The organism is Daejeonella sp. H1SJ63 (assembly GCF_029360775.1).
Taxonomy (GTDB): Bacteria; Bacteroidota; Bacteroidia; order Sphingobacteriales; family Sphingobacteriaceae; genus Daejeonella.
In genome coordinates, this window is the sequence record NZ_JARKMZ010000039.1 from 38,133 (window position 1) to 57,316 (window position 19,184).

The 19,184-nt window shown below is 39.0% G+C and carries 13 protein-coding genes; 10 read left to right on the forward strand and 3 right to left on the reverse strand.

Features of this window, described 5'->3' with window-relative positions; translation table 11 throughout:
- The first annotated feature begins 87 nt into the window (after nucleotides 1-87).
- Entirely contained in the window at nucleotides 88-516 is a 429-nt protein-coding gene (locus P2W72_RS13820) for a hypothetical protein (RefSeq protein WP_276363641.1), read from the forward strand.
- Between the two features lie 34 nt (nucleotides 517-550).
- On the opposite strand, the gene P2W72_RS13825 is transcribed toward P2W72_RS13820, so the two are convergent.
- The 3 genes from P2W72_RS13825 to P2W72_RS13835 all read right to left on the reverse strand — a co-directional run bounded on the left by P2W72_RS13825 (nucleotide 551) and on the right by P2W72_RS13835 (nucleotide 2,593).
- The gene (locus tag P2W72_RS13825) at nucleotides 551-1,369 is read right to left on the reverse strand and encodes an anti-sigma factor (RefSeq protein WP_276363645.1); all 819 of its coding nucleotides are present in this window, start codon (nucleotides 1,367-1,369) and stop codon (nucleotides 551-553) included.
- A complete protein-coding gene (locus tag P2W72_RS13830; RefSeq protein WP_276363648.1) occupies nucleotides 1,370-1,921 on the reverse strand; it encodes a sigma-70 family RNA polymerase sigma factor in 552 nt (183 codons plus the stop codon).
- A 120-nt stretch (nucleotides 1,922-2,041) separates the two neighbouring features.
- Entirely contained in the window at nucleotides 2,042-2,593 is a 552-nt protein-coding gene (locus tag P2W72_RS13835; RefSeq protein WP_276363651.1) for a fasciclin domain-containing protein, read from the reverse strand.
- 508 nt (nucleotides 2,594-3,101) lie between these two features.
- On the opposite strand from P2W72_RS13835, the gene P2W72_RS13840 reads away from it, so the two are divergent.
- The 9 genes from P2W72_RS13840 to P2W72_RS13880 all read left to right on the forward strand — a co-directional run bounded on the left by P2W72_RS13840 (nucleotide 3,102) and on the right by P2W72_RS13880 (nucleotide 19,124).
- Nucleotides 3,102-5,600, forward strand: a complete 2,499-nt coding sequence (locus P2W72_RS13840) for a heparinase II/III family protein (protein WP_276363654.1) — start codon at nucleotides 3,102-3,104, stop codon at nucleotides 5,598-5,600.
- A 322-nt stretch (nucleotides 5,601-5,922) separates the two neighbouring features.
- Nucleotides 5,923-8,022, forward strand: coding sequence for a PVC-type heme-binding CxxCH protein (locus P2W72_RS13845; RefSeq protein WP_276363656.1), 2,100 nt, complete (start codon nucleotides 5,923-5,925; stop codon nucleotides 8,020-8,022).
- Between the two features lie 45 nt (nucleotides 8,023-8,067).
- Nucleotides 8,068-8,454, forward strand: coding sequence for a high-potential iron-sulfur protein (locus tag P2W72_RS13850; protein WP_276363659.1), 387 nt, complete (start codon nucleotides 8,068-8,070; stop codon nucleotides 8,452-8,454).
- Nucleotides 8,455-8,478: 24 nt separating this feature from the next.
- Entirely contained in the window at nucleotides 8,479-9,693 is a 1,215-nt protein-coding gene (locus tag P2W72_RS13855; RefSeq protein ID WP_276363662.1) for a RidA family protein, read from the forward strand.
- A gap of 210 nt (nucleotides 9,694-9,903) precedes the next feature.
- The gene (locus P2W72_RS13860) at nucleotides 9,904-11,292 is read left to right on the forward strand and encodes a DegT/DnrJ/EryC1/StrS family aminotransferase (RefSeq protein WP_276363664.1); all 1,389 of its coding nucleotides are present in this window, start codon (nucleotides 9,904-9,906) and stop codon (nucleotides 11,290-11,292) included.
- Nucleotides 11,293-11,344: 52 nt separating this feature from the next.
- Nucleotides 11,345-12,682: a hypothetical protein gene (locus tag P2W72_RS13865; protein ID WP_276363666.1), complete on the forward strand. Its 1,338-nt coding sequence runs from the start codon at nucleotides 11,345-11,347 to the stop codon at nucleotides 12,680-12,682.
- Nucleotides 12,683-13,018: 336 nt separating this feature from the next.
- Entirely contained in the window at nucleotides 13,019-16,195 is a 3,177-nt protein-coding gene (locus tag P2W72_RS13870) for a TonB-dependent receptor (RefSeq protein WP_276363669.1), read from the forward strand.
- A gap of 19 nt (nucleotides 16,196-16,214) precedes the next feature.
- Nucleotides 16,215-18,029, forward strand: a complete 1,815-nt coding sequence (locus P2W72_RS13875) for a RagB/SusD family nutrient uptake outer membrane protein (RefSeq protein WP_276363672.1) — start codon at nucleotides 16,215-16,217, stop codon at nucleotides 18,027-18,029.
- Between the two features lie 21 nt (nucleotides 18,030-18,050).
- On the forward strand, nucleotides 18,051-19,124 hold the full coding sequence (locus tag P2W72_RS13880; protein ID WP_276363675.1) for a DUF5017 domain-containing protein: 1,074 nt from the start codon (nucleotides 18,051-18,053) through the stop codon (nucleotides 19,122-19,124).
- Nucleotides 19,125-19,184 lie beyond the last annotated feature (60 nt).

Below are 19,184 nucleotides of genomic sequence, written 5' to 3' on the forward strand. Positions count from 1 at the left end.
CCGCAGGGGGATGATTGTTAAATTATGATCGTCCTTTCTACCGCAGGCAGGAAGGCTCATCACCTTTAAAAAATAAAAAATAAACAGATGAAACAATTTGCAGCTTTAGCTTTACTTCTCATTATTTTAATCAGTTTCTCCTGTAATTCTGTAACTGAAAAAAGCAAAGAATCCTCTAATCCAGCCGGAGATCTCCAGTCGGAAAATGATCCTTTTAAAGCCGAGGATAAGCTTCATGAAATTATTCTGAATCTTCCTGAAGTTAAGGCAAAGACAAATGAACTTAGAAAGATAAATCCGGATATCCGGCTGGTGACAATGATTCAGGGTTATCCCGAAGCTCAATCGCCTTATTATATTGTTGAGTTTGCTGAGATGCAGGAGACTCACAAAGTAAATATTTATTGGTTTTACGTACACGAAAAGACGTTTGACATTTACCTTAATGATCTTGTGTCAGATGAGATTATTCCAATCGAATCTTACAGACTAAAGCAGAAAAAATCTGATTTGTAACCTAAACAAAGTATTTATAATAGAATAGCTGATATCAGATATTGCCCATTGCCATCATTTGTTCAAGGCTGGGACTTATACTTCCTCCCCGGGGTTCAAGAGTAACGGCAAAGGCCTCAGCTGATTTTACTGACTTCATTTTCTTCATGCCGGCAGTAGAAGATCCTGAATCAAAAACACCAAGATCAACAGGCTTTCCGTCAACAATTGCCCATAGCTGATATTGATGTTCATTGTCGTTTGAAGGCATTTTCAGGTTTGACATATCAATCATAACCTCTTCACGGTCAGGGTTGAAAGCAAGGGTGACGCGTGCATCAGGAGCTTTTTCTGAACCTTTCAGTGTAATTAATTTATAGGAAGCAGGATTTCTGTAGTATTGAAGCGTGTTCTTTGCTTCAGTCAATTCATTCTCAATATAGTTTACCTGATTAGAGAATTTTTGATTCCCGGATTCAAGAACTGCTATTTGAGTATAGGATTCTCTCAGTTTATTATTCAGGTTAATCAATAATATAATGCTGATAAACAAAAGACTTAGAGAAGCTGCAAATGCATATTTGTAAAACTTTGTTGTTCCCGAAGCTTTTTCAATTTGCTTCACCGGGACTTCATTTTTATTGCCGGGAATTTCCAGCGCATCAATAATTTTGGATCTGTTCCTTACTGAAGGTTCAATAGCATTTTGCTGTGCATATTTCTGCAAAGCATTTTCAATCTCTTCCAGCTCACGCCTGATTTCAGGATATTGAACAACATACCTTTCAACCTCAAGCATTTCGTCTTTGCTCAGGTCGCCAAGAACATACTGCTCAAGTATTCCGCTTTCCAAATATGTTTTCAGGTCTTTCACTTAATTAAATACCTTTCTTAACGTAATAATAGCATTTCTTAGTCTTGTTTTTACAGTCCCTAATGGAATTTCCAGTTGTTCTGCCACTTCAACATGTGTATAACCTTTATAATAGACAAGATCAAGCACCATTTTTTGATCAGGTTTTAATTTTTCTACCAGCTCTTTTAGTCCAAGAGTTTCGGGATTCATTTCTGATTGAAAATTTCCTTCTATAGATAGTACGTTATTCTCTATGTTTTCGGTTTTGGAACTGTTACGGAAATCTTTTGACCTGGTTTTATCGATCGCAATATTTCTTGCAATATTAACCATCCATGTAAATAATTTACCTCTTGAAGTATCATAGGATGAAAAGGAATTCCAGATTCTGATAAAAGTCTCCTGCAGCAGGTCTTCGGCTATTTCTTCATGAAGCACAATTCTGTAAATAACACCATACAGTGAAGAAGAATACATATCATATAATGCTTCTGCTCCGATTTTATCCTTATTCTGTATAGCCTGAATAAGTTCCGGTTCTGTAAGTGATATTTTAGTTTTTCGGCCCAATGTTTATGATCGTTCCTTTAATTTTGATTATTATTCATTAAATCAACAGGCACAATATAAATAGAATTAAAGCTCCGGATTTTTGCCGGAGCTTTTTTTACATTTTTTTGATTAAGTTAATTATTTGGGTAATACAACATTATCGATAACATGGATTACACCATTTTTCTGATTCACATCTGCAATGCTTACCATTGATGTTCCGCCATTTTCATCTTTAAGAATCAATTCTTTGCCCTTCATCATGGCCCATAGCTTTCCACCGCTAACAGTAGTGAATTCTGCACTTCCTTTACCCGCTTTTATCGCTTTCACAATTTCTGCTGAATCGTATTTTCCTGATAGGACGTGATAGGTGAGTATTTTGGTCAGCATTGCTTTATTTTCAGGTTTAACAAGATTGGAAACGGTTCCATCAGGGAGTTTATTGAACGCATCATTGGTAGGTGCAAAAACTGTGAAAGGTCCATCACTTTTCAATGTTTCTACCAGGCCTGCTGCTTTTACCGCAGTTACAAGTGTGGTATGGTCTTTGGAATTTACGGCATTGTCAACAATGTCTTTGCCTGGATACATGGCCGCACCACCAACCATTTTAGTATTCTGAGCCATTGTTTGAGTGCTGATTGCAGAAGCTGCTAGTGCAATCGCAAGAATAAATATCTGTTTCATAATTCATTTTTTGTTTGATGCAATGAATTACGAACTAAGATTGATTTTGGATTTTTATTATTTAATTTATTTATAAAATCTGTCTTCGAAACATTTTAAATAGCTGATTGTCAGTAATTAATAACGATTTAATTGCTTTCTTTAAATTGAAGTTGTAATGCCGGATATTAGATTCAGGCTATGATTAACTGAATGTTTGTTAGAATATCAAGCAGCTCATTTAAACTCAATTCATTGTTCTCTAATTTTTCAATTGCTTCATTTATTGCTTGCTCCATAATTTCCTGTTTTTATTGTGACAATCAGATGCCGTTTTACCCCCCCCCCCTAAATAACTGATCTTTTTTTTTATTTTAATTCAGACTCTTTGCTTATCAACCGGTTACAGTTTATTTTAATAAAAAAAATATTTATCAGGCTAAGGTTTTTTTAGCTCTGTTTGACATTCCCAAAAAATAACAATAGATTCGGGTACGTACACGATTAATTGAATGTAAAAATACATGGTATGAAGTTCAGATCACTATTTTGTAAAGTGCTTATCTCCGGAATCAGCATGTTCTACTGTTCGAATGTTTATGCTCAGGCAGATCAGCAGCGGGTCGAAAGTTTGAAACGCAATGTTGAATCATTGATTAAAATGAGTCTTGAAGAGGTGAAATCACAAGTGCCGATTGCTTCAGGTATACATTTTATCGGGTGTCCAAATTGTAATGGAGGAGCTCAGGAGATGAATGTACTTGGCTGGACACCCGAACTGGGCGAAAGTGTGAAGTGTAATTTTTGCGGTATGACTTTCCCAAATGAGAAATTTCCGGATAATAAGGAGAAAGTGATTATTGCTCCGGGTGGGGCTAAGCAGGTTTACCGGTATTATGAAAACCAGGAGGGGACGCAATATTTTTATCAGGCACATGCATGGTTTGAGCGCTGGAAATGGATTCAGCAGCAGGGGCAGCAACTTGCACAGGTATGGGCAGCTACCAGAGATAATGCCTATGGCGACAGGGCAGCGGCAATTGCGGGGCGATTTGCCCAGGTGTTTCCTGATTATGCTATTCGTTATGATTATCCGAGTGCGGCAAAGAAGTTCTTTCCGGCAGATCAGAAGTGGCCCTATCAGGGACTTGTTCCATACCGGGGCGCTAAATGGAACTGGTGGGCTTATGGCGATATTCCCTCTCAGATGGCTAATGTTTATGATATTCTTAAAGATGGCTATGAATGGGCAAGAATGGATAAGCTGATAGGTAAAGATACTGACAAGAGAATCGTGACTGACCTTCTGGTGATGGGATATGATTTTACAGCGGCAAATCCTGAAATTTATACTAATATGTCGCCGGGAATGTATCGTGATATGGTGCGTTTGGGAAGAATTCTGAACAGACCTGATATGGTACATGATGGTGTCGGTAGGTTTACCGAATTTTTAAAACTCGGGTTCTATTCTGACGGCTGGTGGAAAGAGGGAACGGCTTCTTATCATGACCAGACGATCGGCGGCTTAAGAAGTGTGGCGGAGGCAGCATATGGATATACTGACCCGGCCGACCTGAAGGCAGAGCGTTTTGATAATCTGGATCTTACGAAATCAATGCCATTTTTTAAAGGTGCCCTGGCTGTGACTCAGAATGCAATTCTGCCTAACGGACGTAAAATTCCTCTAAATGATACCTGGGCAATCAGGGGCACGAAACAGAAGCCTTTGGATGTCTCCGTTTCAAAATTATGGGCTGCCTACGGAAATGCGGCATTCGGTGCAGGAAGTGCTGATAATCAGTTTATGTTAAATATGAACTGGAGTGGTAATTATGGTCACCATCACCTTGATAATGCATCAATTATACTTTATGCTTCAGGTCAGGAGTTATTGTCTGATATAGGCTATACCCATTCAAAATACAGGGGGTGGACTCTCCATACCGCTTCACACAATACAGTTGTAATTAATCAGAAAGTGCAGGATACAGGTACTAAGGAAAATCCGGCAAGTGGTAAACTGAAATTTTATGATGACCTGAATCCAAATGTAAAAGTGATGGACATTGATGCTTCACCTGCCTATAAATCTGCAAATCAATATCGCAGAAGGCTGATTCATATTCATGCTGCAGAAGGGAAAGATTATGTGATAGACCGATTTGATGTTAGGGGTGGTACTACTCACGATTGGTTTCTGCACGGTATGTGCGAAGAAGAAGGAGTATTTGAAAGCAGTATTCCGGTTAATACTTCTGTGACTACACTGGTTCCTTCATGGGGCGGCACTGCAAAACCCAAAAATCAGTACGAGGCCGATAATGAGGGTAAAAGAATTCACGCTTATAGCTATTTAAGGGATATTAAGACAGCTGAAGCAGATAAATCCTGGACAGCAACATGGAGATACCAGAATTCGGGCTTGAGAACACATAACATTTCGCAGGCGGGAACAAAAATTTACACTTTTAAGGCTCCTTCAGTCAGACTTGCCGATGAGAATGATAATAAACTGGATGATTATATGCGTTTGGGATACATGCAAAGGCATGAAGGAGGGCAGTCATCTTTCATCGCTGTGCATGAACCATTTAAAACTAATCCCTGGATTAAATCTGTTAAAGCTGCGGAAGACACATATATTATAACGTATGAACTTGAAGGTAAAACGGTTCAGGACCGTGTTAAAATTAATGGAGACAGAGTTCAGGTTGTTTCAGGGGCAGGGTGGAAGTATGATTCAGGCGGAGAGGTGAAAGGCGGAGTGAAGGATCTGGTAAATATCAATGAAAAGTGGACTCTTAAAACTGATCGTACAGTTCCTGATGTTTCTTTTGTACGTCTTGATTTTCCAAATGGTGATACCGTTTATTGTCGTGTAAGTGGGGTTAAAGGAAATATGATTGAGCTTGAAGAAGATCCGGGCTTGAGGATGGAAAATGAGGAGAAAATGCGTTTTATAACCTTCCCTCATACCGAATATTCAGGAAAGTTGAACTTTACAGTATTCCAATCAACAAAATAGGATGTCATGCCTGATTTGCTTATTTATAGTTTAACAGGAGGGACTGTACTTTCGCTTCAAAATAAATTTTAATATCCCGTTTATATACTCTAATTTCGGGTACGTAACCGCAAAGGGGTTTGATTACCTGTTAAACTGGATTTTAAGGGGCTTACCAGGTATAAAGAGTACATATGTCAGTTAAATCCGGATGTAATATCTCAGTAATTAAGCTTTGATTGAGGATTATTGAAATTTTAATAAATAATTTAGGTTCGTGAAATTCATCATGATAGTTGAAAACGGTGCTTTCACATAAATGATTTTAAGAAAAATAGCAAGAATGAATACTAATTTAAAAGGCAGATCAGCCTTACTGGCAACTTTAATCTTATTGGCTGGTAACAGCTTTGCACAACGTTATCCATCGGCATTGAGTCCGGAAGAATCAATGAAGAAAATGAGTGTTGCCGATGGTTTTTCGGTGCAGTTATTTGCTTCTGAACCACATGTTTTCGATCCTGTGGCACTCGAATTTGATGAACAGGGAAATGCTTATGTTGTAGAAATGCCTGATTATCCCTATGAAGTTGAACCGGGTAAAGGCCATGGACGTATTCGCATTCTGAAAGACACCAATGGCGATGGGAAAATTGACAAATCGATCATTTTTGCTGAAAATGTCACAGAGGCGACAAGTATTTTGCCATGGAAAGGTGGTTTAATTGTTACAGCGGCACCCAATATCCTCTACTTAAAAGACAACAATGGTGACGGGAAATCAGATAGCTCCGAAATTTTGTTCTCAGGTTTTTTTCAGAACAATTCTGAAGCTCAGGTTACCAGCCTCAGACTGGGAGTTGATAACTGGATATACGCCAATAACCGCGGTCAAAGCGGTAAAGTTGTTTACAGCAAAACTCCCGGGGCAGCACCGCTTGAAGTAAGAGGAGCTGATTTTCGTTTCAGGTTAGATCGTAATGTTTTTGAATTGGAAACCGGTCCCGGACAATTTGGTCAGACCATTGATGACTGGGGACATCGTTTCTTCACTGAAAATTCTATTCACCTGCAGCAGGCTATCATTCCATGGAGATATACTCACCGGCATGCGTTTATGCCAGGCAGTAAGTTTAATGTATCAATTACAGATCATGAGGAAATCATGTTTCAGGAAATTCCGCCGGCTTATTGGAGAGCCGAAAGAAGTGCCCGTAGAAATAAAATGTATAAAGAGGCAAATCTGAACAGAATAGAGTATGCTGAAGATCGTTTTACAGGTGCATCAGGCGGTACTATATATAATGGCGATGCTTTGTCTAAAGAATTTTATGGTAATGTATTTACAACAGATGTGTCGGGTAGTTTGATCCACAGGGATATTTTGATTCCTTCTGAAACCAGTCCTGTACTTGTAGCAAAGCGTGCCGGTTCTGAAAAAAGCAGAGAGTTTATCTACTCCACTGATACCTGGTTCCGCCCGGTTACCTTTTCTGTAGGTCCTGATGGATATTTATATGTTCTGGATTATTACAGACAGCATATTGAAACTCCGGTATCAATTCCTGATGATCTTAAGGCTGAAATGGATTTCATGGCAGGAAGCGATATGGGAAGGATTTATCGTGTAGTTCCGGCTAATACAAGTTATAAAGGTGTTAGTGTGAATTTAAGAGATGCATCCAGTGAAAAATTATTAGAGTATTTATCGCACAATAATGGATGGTATCGTTCTAATGCGCAGCGTTTACTTTTAGAGCGTCAGGATAAATCAATTATTCCTGCAGTTAAAGTATTAGTTTCAAAAGCACAGAGTTCAAGAGCAAGACTTCATGCATTATATGTGCTTGAAGGTATGGATGCACTTGATGTTGCCATAATCAAACAGGCGCTTCAGGATTCTGAGCCCGGTGTTCGTGAGAATGCGATCATTCTGGCCGAAAGGTTTCCTAAAACATTGCCATTAGTGATAAAAATGATTAATGACCCCTCTAAGAGAGTGGCATTGCAGGCTGCACTTAGCCTTGGGGAATTTAAAGGGAAATCAGTTTTCCGGTCACTGGCAGAAGTTGTTAAAATGCATGGTCAGAATGAGTGGTTCAGAAGTGCTGTTTTGAGCTCTGATCAGGGTTCATCTGTTGAAATTTTAAATGAACTTGCTAAGGATGATTCATTCTTCAGTAAGGAAGAAGCCTGGAAATTAAGCTTTGTTCAGGATCTGTCTAATGTAATTGCAGCAAGGTATGATAAGGCTCAGTTCTCTTCCTATCTGAATTTACTTTCAGGTGCAGCACTTGCAGGTACTAATATTCAGACCGCAGCGTTAAAAGGATTGAAAATCGGATTAAATAAAAATGAATCAACCAAAGAACTTGCTGCCGGATTGAGCACAGGTTCTGCTGAAGATGTAAAAGCAGGTTTTTCTTTGCTAAAAAAGAACTAATACTATTCGTCTTATTTAATAATGAGCCGATCAAATTAAATTGATATGGAAAACAAATATTCAAGAAGAAAATTCTTAGGTAAATATTTATTTGCCGGATCAGTGACTCTGGGTGCAGGTATTGTCATTGCAGGAAGTTCACTCAAGGCATTGGCTGAAGGATCAGATAAAAGTAAGGATCAGCAACCTAAGACGCCCCAGCCGGCACAGAAGAACCCATGTGATAACATGGCAGGAGTGAGTGCGGAAGAGCTTGAAAAGCGTAAAAAACTGGCATATGTTAACAAGACCCCAATAGCTGACAGTCATTGCAGTAATTGTACTTTATACATTCCGCCGGGCAAAGATAAGCCTTGCGGAGGTTGTATGTTATTCAAAGGTCCTGTTCGTGCTGATGGATATTGTGCTTACTGGGCTCCTGTAAATAATTAACAATAGTTCCTTAAAAGAGCTTAAATGAAAAGGTTTATTCTTATAACTCTGCTGTTTTGTGCTATTGCAGGTTCAGCGCAGGAAAAAGGGGCGGTTTCGGGTAATAAAAAGGGAGTTCAGTACATTACTTCATCGTCAGGAGACTATTCAGATGCGGTAATTGTAGATGAGCTTCCGCTGGCGCATACAGTACAGTTTTTACCAATCGGCAAGACCGGCAAAATTGCAGGCTCCGGTTTAAGGGAGCAAAGCAGCCAGGTATTTCAAAACCTATCTAAGGCGCTTAATAAATCAGGTTCCGGAATAGATAAGATTATTAAGCTTAATGTTTATATCAGCAGTCATGAACTGAAAGATGAAGCAGTTTCTCTGATTAAAGAACGGTTTAAATCAGGAAAGGTACCTGCAATAAGTTTTGTGGCAGGTAAACTTGCTCATGAAGATGCCCTGATATGTATTGATGCAATTGCTGTTGCTTCAGGTTATCGGGGCCGGGAGGTAAAATATATAAATTCAGATTCTGCAGAGGGAATGGCAGATGTGGCTATAATGCCTGCAGGTTCAGCTGTTTATGTTTCCGGACAGGCAGATAAAGGGATGCTTTCTGCCGCAAGCAGAGGTACTTTAAAGCAGCTCGGTGAAACACTTGATCATCTCGGACTTAAGAAGAAGGATGTGGTACAGATCAAATCTTTTGTTAATCCGGTAACAAATATAGCTGTTGTAGAGCGCGAGATAGCTGATTTTTTTAAAGGTGAACGCATTCCTCCATTGGTATATGTAGAATGGTTAAGTAAAGATCCCCTGGTAGAAATTGAACTCATTGCATCTTCTGTTAATACTCAAACTGATTCCAGAGAACAACTTGATTTTATTACACCTCCCGGAATGACAGCTTCACCGGTTTACAGTAAGGTTACCAGAATTAATTATGGCAATAAGATTTATATATCCGGGCTATTTGGTAATAATCCGGGAGAGGCTAAGCCTGAGATAATGGATATTTTTAATTCAATGGATGCTATTCTTAAGAAATCAGGAAGTGATTTTAAGCATCTTGTGAAAGCAACATATTACGTAAGTAAAGATGCTCACAGTTCAGGTCTTAATGAATTACGCCCGAAATTTTATGACCCTAAGCGACCACCTGCTGCATCTAAAGCTTTGGTTAAAGATGTAGGACTGAGAGGAGCAGGGCTTACAATTGATATGATCGCTGTGCTAACTGAAAATAAATAACGGGGGTATAATTTCATTTTTGCTTTTTAAGATCAAATTATTCGTGCTTTTCTATTGTTTAAACGAAAAAAATTTATATTTTCGGGTACGTAAACGTTAACTATAAAGACGTGAAAATCAGTGCAGATGCGTCTGAAATAATTTCAGACTATTTTCCTGAAGGTTTTATGGAGTGATACTCCTGATTATTTGTTGCCTTATATTATTATCATGAAAAATAAAAACACCGATGCTTCAAGACGTAAGTTTTTAAAGCAAACATCTGTTGCAGGAGCAGGAGCTATGTTGTCTATGGGTATAAGCCCTTCATTGATGGCTAAAGGTCTTGATAACACTTCACGACCTGCAATTCTTGGCGGACCAGCAGCCTGGGATAAGGCGAGATGGATTAAATGGCCAATTTGGATTCCTGAAACTGATGAGAAACGCGTTCTGGAAGTATTGAGAAGCGGAGTTTGGTCGCGTGCATCTGTTGTTTCAGAATTTGAGAAGGTTTGGTCAGATACTCTTGGCGTAAAGCGTACATTGCTTGTTAGCAACGGAACAAATGCACTTATAGTAGCTTTGAACCAGCTTGATATTAAAGCAGGTGATGAGGTTCTTGTTCCGCCATATACCTTTATTTCTACAGTTCAGGCTATTTTGATGAATGGGGCAATGCCGATATTTGTTGATATTGATCCTGAAACTTATCAGATTGATCCTGCAAAGATTGAAGCTAAGATTACTCCCAGAACCAAAGCAATATTGCCGGTGCACATCTTAGGAATGCCAGCCGATATGCCAAGAATAATGGAAATTGCTAAAAAGCATAATTTGTTAGTGGTTGAAGATGCTTGTCAGGCACCGCTTACAGAAATTAATAATAAGAAGGTAGGTACAATTGGCCATGCAGGCTGTTTCAGTTTCCAGAATTCTAAAAATATTCCAATTGGCGAGGGTGGTGCTGTAGTTAGTAATGATGAGGCATTTATCGATCGTTGTTTTTCATTTCAGAACCTTGGCTTGCCTTATGGTACTGCAGTTGGTACTTTTAATGCCGGAAGTGTAAGGATTGGCACTAAGGTCAGGTTAACTGAATACCAGGCAGCTATTGGTTTGGCTCAGCTTAAGAGACTGGATGCGCAGACCACCACTCGTGAACAGAATGCCGCATACCTGAAATCTAAGATTGAAAACATTCCGGGTATTGTGCCTTATAAAACATATGATTCTGCAACCAGAATCTCATTCCATTTATTTTCCTTCAGATATAAGAAAGAATTTTTCCAGGGATTGTCCAGAAATGCATTTATGCAGGCCTTAAGGGCAGAAGGAGTTCCTTGTTCGGGCGGGTATACCCCTTTAAATAAGCAGGAATTCTTAAAGGAAGCATTTGCATCAAAGAATTACAAGCGGATGTATCATAAAGATATGCTTGACTATAACAAGTATATGGAGCAAAATCAATGTCCTGAAAACGACCTTTTATGTACTGAAGCTGTATGGTTTACCCAAAATCTGCTTTTGGGAAGTAAAGAAGATATGGATTCGATTGCTTCAGCAATTGCAAAGATTCATGCAAATGCAGGCGAAGTTAAAAAGACTCTGGAAAAATAGTCCCCCTGTTTAAAATTCAGGAAGCGGAATTAAAAAAGACAAATCAAGATACATGAATAAAATTGAAGGAATTGAAGAGGGGATAGTTATGCCCTTTACTTCAGATCTGGGCAGTACTTTGACTGCAAAAACATATAATTCGGGCTTCCTGCAAGCTCATGATACGTATAATGCCCTCTCAGCGGCAAGTGACGGAAAAATCTATTATGTACTTTCATCTGATCGGGTAGACGTTGGTGGTAAAATGTATGTCTATGATCCTTCAACGGATCAGACAAAATTTATTGCTGACCTTACTGAAGTCTGCGGTGAGAAGGATCATGGCTGTATCCCTCAGGGGAAGAGTCATACACGGTTTTATGAGAAAAATGGCAAGCTGTATTTTTCAACCCATGTAGGTTTTTATGAATTAATCAAAGGGATGGATCGTTTACCTGTAAATCCGCCTGCAGGCTATAAGCTATATCCCGGAGGTCATATTCTTTCCTATGATCTGAAAAGCGGTGAATTTGAGGATCTGGCTGTTTTGCCTAATGGTGAGGGTATGGTTTCCATGACAATGGATATTGAACGTGGCCATATTTATGGTATTACATGGCCAAAAGGCAGGTTTGTTCATTATGATATCAATACGGGAGTACTTAGAAATTTAGGACAGATATCCCATAATGGTGAGGATGGTGAGCCCGGTGACGATTTTCGTTCATTGTGTCGTTCACTGGTGATAAACCCACTTAATGGCACTGTTTATTTTTCAATTTCTGAAGGGGATATTTGGGGTTATAATCCTGAGGAGGGTGTAATTAAAAAATTAGAAAATACTAATCTGAGACTTGATTATTTTGGAAAGTATGATCCCACCCGTCCGGGTAGTATGGGTTATAACTGGAGGAAGATTTTTTGGTATAAACCTGAAAACACCGCATATGGAGTACATGGGAATTCCGGATACTTATTCAGATTCCATCCTGAAAAGCCGAACATTGAGCTCGTGCAAAGGATTACTTCAGAGCCCTCTCAAAAAAGTGGGATGTTCGACCAGTTTAGTTATGGTTACCTTGGATTTCAATTAGGTCCGGATGGTAAAACGATTTATTATCTGACCGGTGGACCTATTTATGTTGATGGAAAGAGGGTTGCAGGAGCGTCAGAGATAGCGAAAGGTGCAGCCAAGGGACTTGAAAACCTTCATCTGATTACTTATAATATCCCGGAAGGCAGGTATCAGGATCATGGTCCCATATTTTATGAAGATGGTGATCGTCCCCTTTATGTAAATTCAATCGCAGTAGGAAAAGGTGGAGAAGTTTATGCATTAGCAAGAGTTACTGAAAATGATCATACGCGTACGGATTTGATCAAGATACCTAATCCATTCGTCCAGTTTTAATAATTATTTCAACAGAGGGTGTGATTCATGCCCTCTGTTTTTTTAAGGATATTTTTAATTGTTAAATAATTATTTATATTAGTGTACGTAAACGTTAATTGTTTAATTAGCATTTACAGATCTTGTTTTCGGTCTTTAGTTTCCAGATAGTTTAGTTTTTCTGAAAAATACTTTATGAATTTGAAGTGTTTTTTGAGATCGTTAGGTTGCACCCTACTCGATGTGTAATAATTTAACAGTTTGATTTTTTAATTGAGCGGTTGATATTTTTAAAAACAAATTGCGGGTACGCACCCGTAACAAAAGAGCCTATTTATTCACTTTTAATTATAAACTATGCTAAAAATTTACATGATGGCGTTTAAAAAACACAGGTACTTTCCCTCCGGAGCAGGGATGGTAATGCTGATGATGCTTCTGCTCAGTTTTTCCGGGCAGGCAGTTTCTCAGCAACTAAAGAACATTACCGGTACTGTTCTTGAAGCAGGGCAGCCTTTACCCGGTGTAACCGTAAGGGTTAAAGGAACCAGCAGAGGAACTACTACTCTGGCTAATGGAAAATACAGTATACAGGCAGCAAATAATGAAACGATTGTATTTGCGTTTTTAGGGATGGTCACTCAGGAAACTGTTGTTGGCAATCGTACTACAATTAATATAAGCCTTCAGGCATCAAGTGCTTCATTAAGTGAGGTAGTTGTGATTGGTTATGGAACTGTTGCAAAACCTGATCTTACCGGTTCTGTTGGTGTGGTACCAATGGATGAAATGTTAAAAGCGCCGGTTGGAACATTTGCAGAAGCTTTGGCTGGTCGTGTTGCCGGTGTAAAAGTTAATGCTGCCGATGGTCAGCCGGGTGGTGGTATTAATATCGTAATCCGTGGTGCGGGTTCCCTTACTCAAAGTACTTCTCCTCTGTATGTAATTGATGGCTTCCCGGTGGAAGATCCGGATCCGGCATCTATCAACCCTGAGGAGATTGAATCAATGACCATCTTAAAGGATGCTTCGTCAACTGCGATCTACGGATCGAGAGCGGCAAACGGAGTAATTTTGATTCAAACGAAACGTGGTAAAGTAGGAAAACCGGTTATTAATTTCTCAAGTTCCTATGGAATGCAGGCAGTTCCGAAACCAATGGATCTGATGAGCCCGTATGAGTTCATTAAATACCAGATGGAGCTGAATCCGGCATCTGCAACTACAACTGCATTCTTTGCCGGCGGTAAAACTCTGGAAGATTACAAAAACGTTGAAGGAATTAATTTCCAGGATTATGTATTGCAGCAAGGTACGGTGCAGAATTATAATCTGGCATTGAGAGGTGGTACTGAGCAAACAAAGTATTCTATTTCAGGTTCATTATTTGATCAGGTTGGTTCAATTATAAATACCGGCTTCAACCGTTATTCAGGTCGTGTAACAGTTGACCAAACGATCAGTAATAAGATCAAAGCGGGTGTTACTGCAAATTATAGTGGAATCAAACAAAACGGACAAATCATTAACCAGGGTGCATTGACTTCGGGCAACCCTACTGCTTTTGCATTATCAAGAGCATGGTTGTATCGTCCGATTACACCAAATCCAACTGATGATCTATTGGCTGATGCAGTGGATGATGAAGCGATGAATGCATCTGACTTCAGGGTTAATCCATTTATTGATCTTCAAAATCAGCACTCTTATAATATCACCAACCTTGTTGAAGGAAACGGATATGTTAGTTATGATATCAACAAAGATTTCACATTGAAGTCTACTGCAGGTGTACGTCATAATAAACTGACCTTAGAGCGCTTTTATAATTCAAAAACTGCACAAGGCGGATCAAGTCCGAATAACGTAAATGGTGTTAATGGTTCGATTAATAATATTTTTTCGAACAGTTTCTCCAATGAGACTACGCTGAATTACAAGAAAACCATTAAAAAGGATCATAATATTACCGGTCTGGCATTATTCGCTATTAACAGCAGTAATACGAGCGGTAAAGGATACGGCGGCAGATTGTTGCCAAACGAGAATCTTGGTATGGATGGATTGGATGAAGGTTTAGCATTTAATCAGACTTCATATTCCAGCCGTAATACCATGGCATCTTATGCAGGCCGCTTAGATTATAATTACAAATCTAAATACATTATAACCGGTACTTTCAGGGCTGACGGTTCGTCTAAGTTTAAGAATCACTGGGGATATTTTCCAGGAGCAGCATTAGCATGGAATATGCATAAAGAAGGTTTCTTTGCTAAGATTTTCCCGGGTATTTCAACTTCCAAACTTAGAACCAGTTATGGCAGCAATGGAAATAACAGGGTAGGTGATTTTGATACTTATGCACGTTTACTGCAAAATATCGATGGTTATTCATTCAATAACTCTACCCCAATCGCTTCTAACTATGTTTCTGCTGTAGGTAATCCGGATCTGGCATGGGAAAAGGTAAATACAATAGATTTAGGTTATGAAATTGGTGTGCTGAAAGACAGGATCACTTTTGAAGTAGATTTATACAGAAAAACAACAGAAGATTTGTTGCTGAATGCAATTTTGCCTCCTTCAACAGGCTTTGGTTCAGCTGTTAAGAATATAGGAAAATTGAGGAATGATGGTCTTGAATTTACTTTAAATACCGTAAACGTGCAGTCTAAGAACTTCATGTGGGAAAGTAATTTTAACATCAGTTTCAACAGAAATAAAGTAATGGAACTAACCCGTGGGCAGCGTTCATTACCAAGTAACTCTGAATATGTTTCTCAGTTTAATAAGCCTTTATACGTAGCTGAAATTGGAAAACCTGCAGGTATGATGATCGGATATATCTGGGAAGGTAATTATCAGTATGGGGATTTTGATAATCCTTCTCCTGGTGTTTACATCCTGAAACCGAATATCCCAACCAATGGTGCAGTTAGAAATACTATTCTGCCGGGTGATATTAAATACAGAGATATCAATGGCGACGGAATCATGAATGATGCCGATCTTACTTTTATTGGAAGAGGTCAGCCAATTCATACCGGTGGTTTTTCTAATAATTTTACATATAAAGCTTTCAGCCTGAATGTTTTCATGCAGTGGTCGTATGGTAATGATCTATACAATGCCAACAGACTGATTATGGAAGGTAATAGTAATGGCTGGGCTAATATCAATCAGTTTGCGAGCTATTCTAATCGTTGGTCGCCAACTAATCCAACAAATGCTAATTATCGTACCCGCGGACAAGGTCCAATTGGATTCCACTCTTCAAGAGTTGTTGAAGATGGTTCTTTCATTCGTCTTAAAACAGTTTCTTTGAATTACAACTTACCTGAGAAACTAATTAAGTCTGCTTACCTGAGTAGTTTAAGTGTAAACGTTTCTGCACAGAATCTGGTTACCTGGACAAATTACTCAGGAATGGATCCGGAAGTATCAACCCGTAACAATACTCTGACTCCGGGCTTTGACTTCTCGTCCTATCCAAGATCACCGACAATTGCTTTTGGTATTAAAGCAGGATTTTAACGATTAAAATTGAAAGAAAATGAAAATTAAACATTATATACTCGCAGCATTTTTCTTAATGAGTTTAGGCTCATGTAAGAAATACCTGGAAACGGAACCTTCTGACTTTCTGAATCCGGATAATTACTATCAAACAGAAGCTCAGTTACAATTTGCCCGTGCAGGTGTTTATCATCATCTGGGTGCAGGTGGTCTTCACGGAACTTATGCCAGCTATTTGCTCGCATGGACTGCTGATGAAGGCTATATGAACAGAGCTACCCTGACTACAGGTCCATGGAACTATTTCTATTCATCTGCCGACCAGTATAATGCAGGTTTATGGAATAACCTTTGGGCAGGTATCAATAAAGCAAACGTATTGATTAAAAATGTAGATAAAAATACAGCAATCCCTCAGTCAAAGCGTGATCCGATCAGAGGGGAAGCTTTATTTTTAAGAGCTTACTATTACTTTACTTTGGTACAATATTATGGTGGCGTTCCTCTGAAGCTTGAGCCTACGTCTTCCGTAATTGATGTAGACATTGCAAGAGCTTCTGCAAAGGATGTATATACTCAAATCATTAAGGATATGGAAGCAGCTGAAAAGCTTGTGCCAGGTATTAAAACTTTAGGGTTTGGTGGTGCAATCAGTAAATCAGCTGTTCGTGGTATGCTTGCCCGTGTTAATCTTCATATGGCCGGAGAGCCTGTAAAAGATAAAACCAGATATGCAGAGGCCAGTAAATGGGCTAAAATGGTTATTGATGATGCAGAGGCAGGTCATGCTTTAAATCCAAGTTATTCTGATATTTTCATGAAACTTGCCGGTGATAAATATGATATCAAGGAAAGTATCTGGGAAGTTGAATTCTATGGTAACCTTACAGACCAATACGTAGAAACTGGAAATATTGGCTGGATCAATGGTCCTGCTGCCGGAGTTAATTCGAAAACAGGAAGAGCAGATGCCTATATGAATATCACTTCAGAGCTTTATAACAAGTTTGAATCTGGTGATAACCGCAAATGGTTTAGTATTGCTCATTTTACTTATACAGCTACCGGAGATAAGACGATGAGTTTATTACCTGTAAATGAGAATGCCAAGAATCTCATGAAACCGGCAAAATGGAGGAGGGAATATGAGACTTTATTACCAAAGAGCCCAACTAGAACTCCGATTAATATGGTTCTTTTAAGATATTCTGATATTTTGTTAATGTATGCAGAAGCTGAGAATGAATTAAAAGGCCCAACTGCCGATGCCGTAGAAGCATTCAATAAGGTAAGAAGAAGAGCCTGGTCAACCGGTATTAAAACAATCGCGGTAACAAATGGTGGTGCAGGGTATACCACAGCTCCAACCGTAACGATCAGTGGCAATGGCGGTGCAACAGCTACTGCAACAGTTTCAGGAGGAATAGTAACTGCTATTACTCTTGATCGTGATCCGATGGCTGTTACTTTCTTTAATGAAGGTAAATATTCTGCTGTTCCAACAATAACCATTTCAGGTGGAGGGGGTTCAGGCGCTACCGCAACTGCAACCATCAGTAAGGATACGGAAGGTAATCTTGCTCCTGCTTCAAAAGAAGAGTTCCTTGCAGCTATTCAGGATGAAAGAATGAGAGAATTTAACTTTGAGAATCTTAGGAAAGGAGACCTGTTACGTTGGGGAACATTCCTTAAAGTTCATCAGGATATGGGCAATAAATTGCAGCAGCAGAGTCCTGGACAATTCTTTGTTAAATACTACTCAAACGTAAGTTCAAGAGATTTGTTAATGCCTGTTCCTATTAACGAAATGTCTTCAAACTTAAAAATGACTCAGAATCCTGGTTGGGAATAACATTAATTTAATATAGAAATTATGAAACTTAAAATATACAGTATTATCGCAGCGGCGCTATTTATGGCATCCTGCGAAAAACCAACGCTTGATGCAGAGACACCGGCATTTGATGTCACGGCAGAAAAGACCACTGTTAAAGCAGGAGAGGTTATTAAATTTAAGATAAGCGGAGGAGAGACTCAGAATATTTCTTTCTATTCCGGTGAGTTACTTAAACAATTCGAATCCAATACTGGTCGTGTTGTTGATGTTGCCGGGCAGGGAGCTACTCTTGCCTTTTCAAGCAGCGTACAATTAGGTACTCAGGCGAATCAGGTTTCATTGCTTGCATCTACTAATTTTACTGGCGACTACAGTAGTGTTGCAAAAGTAAAAGCGGCAACCTGGGTTGATATTACCAGCAGATTTAAACTGGGTACCAGTGCAGCTTTCCTTGCTTCAGGTACAGTGGATGTGTCTGATCTTATTGTTGCAGGAAAGCCTATTTATTTTGCTTTCCGTTACAATACTAAAGCACAGGCAACTAATGGTATTGCACGTCAGTGGTTTATTCAAACTTTTACTTTAAACAGCAAGAAGTTGTTGGATAATACGCTTACTTTAACAATTGCAGATCAGGCAAGTACAGGTTTTAGAATTGTTGATGATCTGAAAGATAAAGCACCTGCCTTATCTTCAGTAACGGCTACAAGATTAACACTTCAGGGTAATACTTATCTTAATGCAGGTCTTCCGCAATTTGATCCTAAGAATCCTATTTTTGATCCGCTTAACCCAATTTATAATCCAAAGGAACCGGCGTATCAGCCAACCGCGGTTTATAAACCTTTCGTACCTTTTGATCCTGCAAGTCCGTATAATGATCCAGAAAGCGAGCATTGGGCAGTTAGTAAGGGTATCACAATTGATAAAGTTGATTTAGGACCAGACTGGTCAACTGCTATAAAAGGTCTTACAAGTCCTGTTTTAAGTGAGTATCGTTATACTTATGCTAAAGCAGGAACTTACAAAGCAGTCTTTGTTGCATCAAATGGAAATATTGATCAGCAAAAGAAGGTAACTAAGGAAATTTCAATAACTGTAACTCCATAAGTTATTCTTTACAAGTGGCAAAAGGATCAATCTGATAAAGATTGATCCTTTTGTTTTTAT

Excerpts from the sequence above, each read along its gene's own strand:
- P2W72_RS13820 (WP_276363641.1), top strand. The coding sequence starts at position 88 with ATGAAACAATTTGCAGCTTTAGCTTTACTTCTCATTATTTTAATCAGT.
- P2W72_RS13835 (WP_276363651.1), bottom strand. The coding sequence starts at position 2,593 with ATGAAACAGATATTTATTCTTGCGATTGCACTAGCAGCTTCTGCAATC.
- P2W72_RS13840 (WP_276363654.1), top strand. The coding sequence starts at position 3,102 with ATGAAGTTCAGATCACTATTTTGTAAAGTGCTTATCTCCGGAATCAGC.
- P2W72_RS13845 (WP_276363656.1), top strand. The coding sequence starts at position 5,923 with ATGAATACTAATTTAAAAGGCAGATCAGCCTTACTGGCAACTTTAATC.
- P2W72_RS13850 (WP_276363659.1), top strand. The coding sequence starts at position 8,068 with ATGGAAAACAAATATTCAAGAAGAAAATTCTTAGGTAAATATTTATTT.
- P2W72_RS13855 (WP_276363662.1), top strand. The coding sequence starts at position 8,479 with ATGAAAAGGTTTATTCTTATAACTCTGCTGTTTTGTGCTATTGCAGGT.
- P2W72_RS13860 (WP_276363664.1), top strand. The coding sequence starts at position 9,904 with ATGAAAAATAAAAACACCGATGCTTCAAGACGTAAGTTTTTAAAGCAA.
- P2W72_RS13865 (WP_276363666.1), top strand. The coding sequence starts at position 11,345 with ATGAATAAAATTGAAGGAATTGAAGAGGGGATAGTTATGCCCTTTACT.
- P2W72_RS13870 (WP_276363669.1), top strand. The coding sequence starts at position 13,019 with ATGCTAAAAATTTACATGATGGCGTTTAAAAAACACAGGTACTTTCCC.
- P2W72_RS13875 (WP_276363672.1), top strand. The coding sequence starts at position 16,215 with ATGAAAATTAAACATTATATACTCGCAGCATTTTTCTTAATGAGTTTA.
- P2W72_RS13880 (WP_276363675.1), top strand. The coding sequence starts at position 18,051 with ATGAAACTTAAAATATACAGTATTATCGCAGCGGCGCTATTTATGGCA.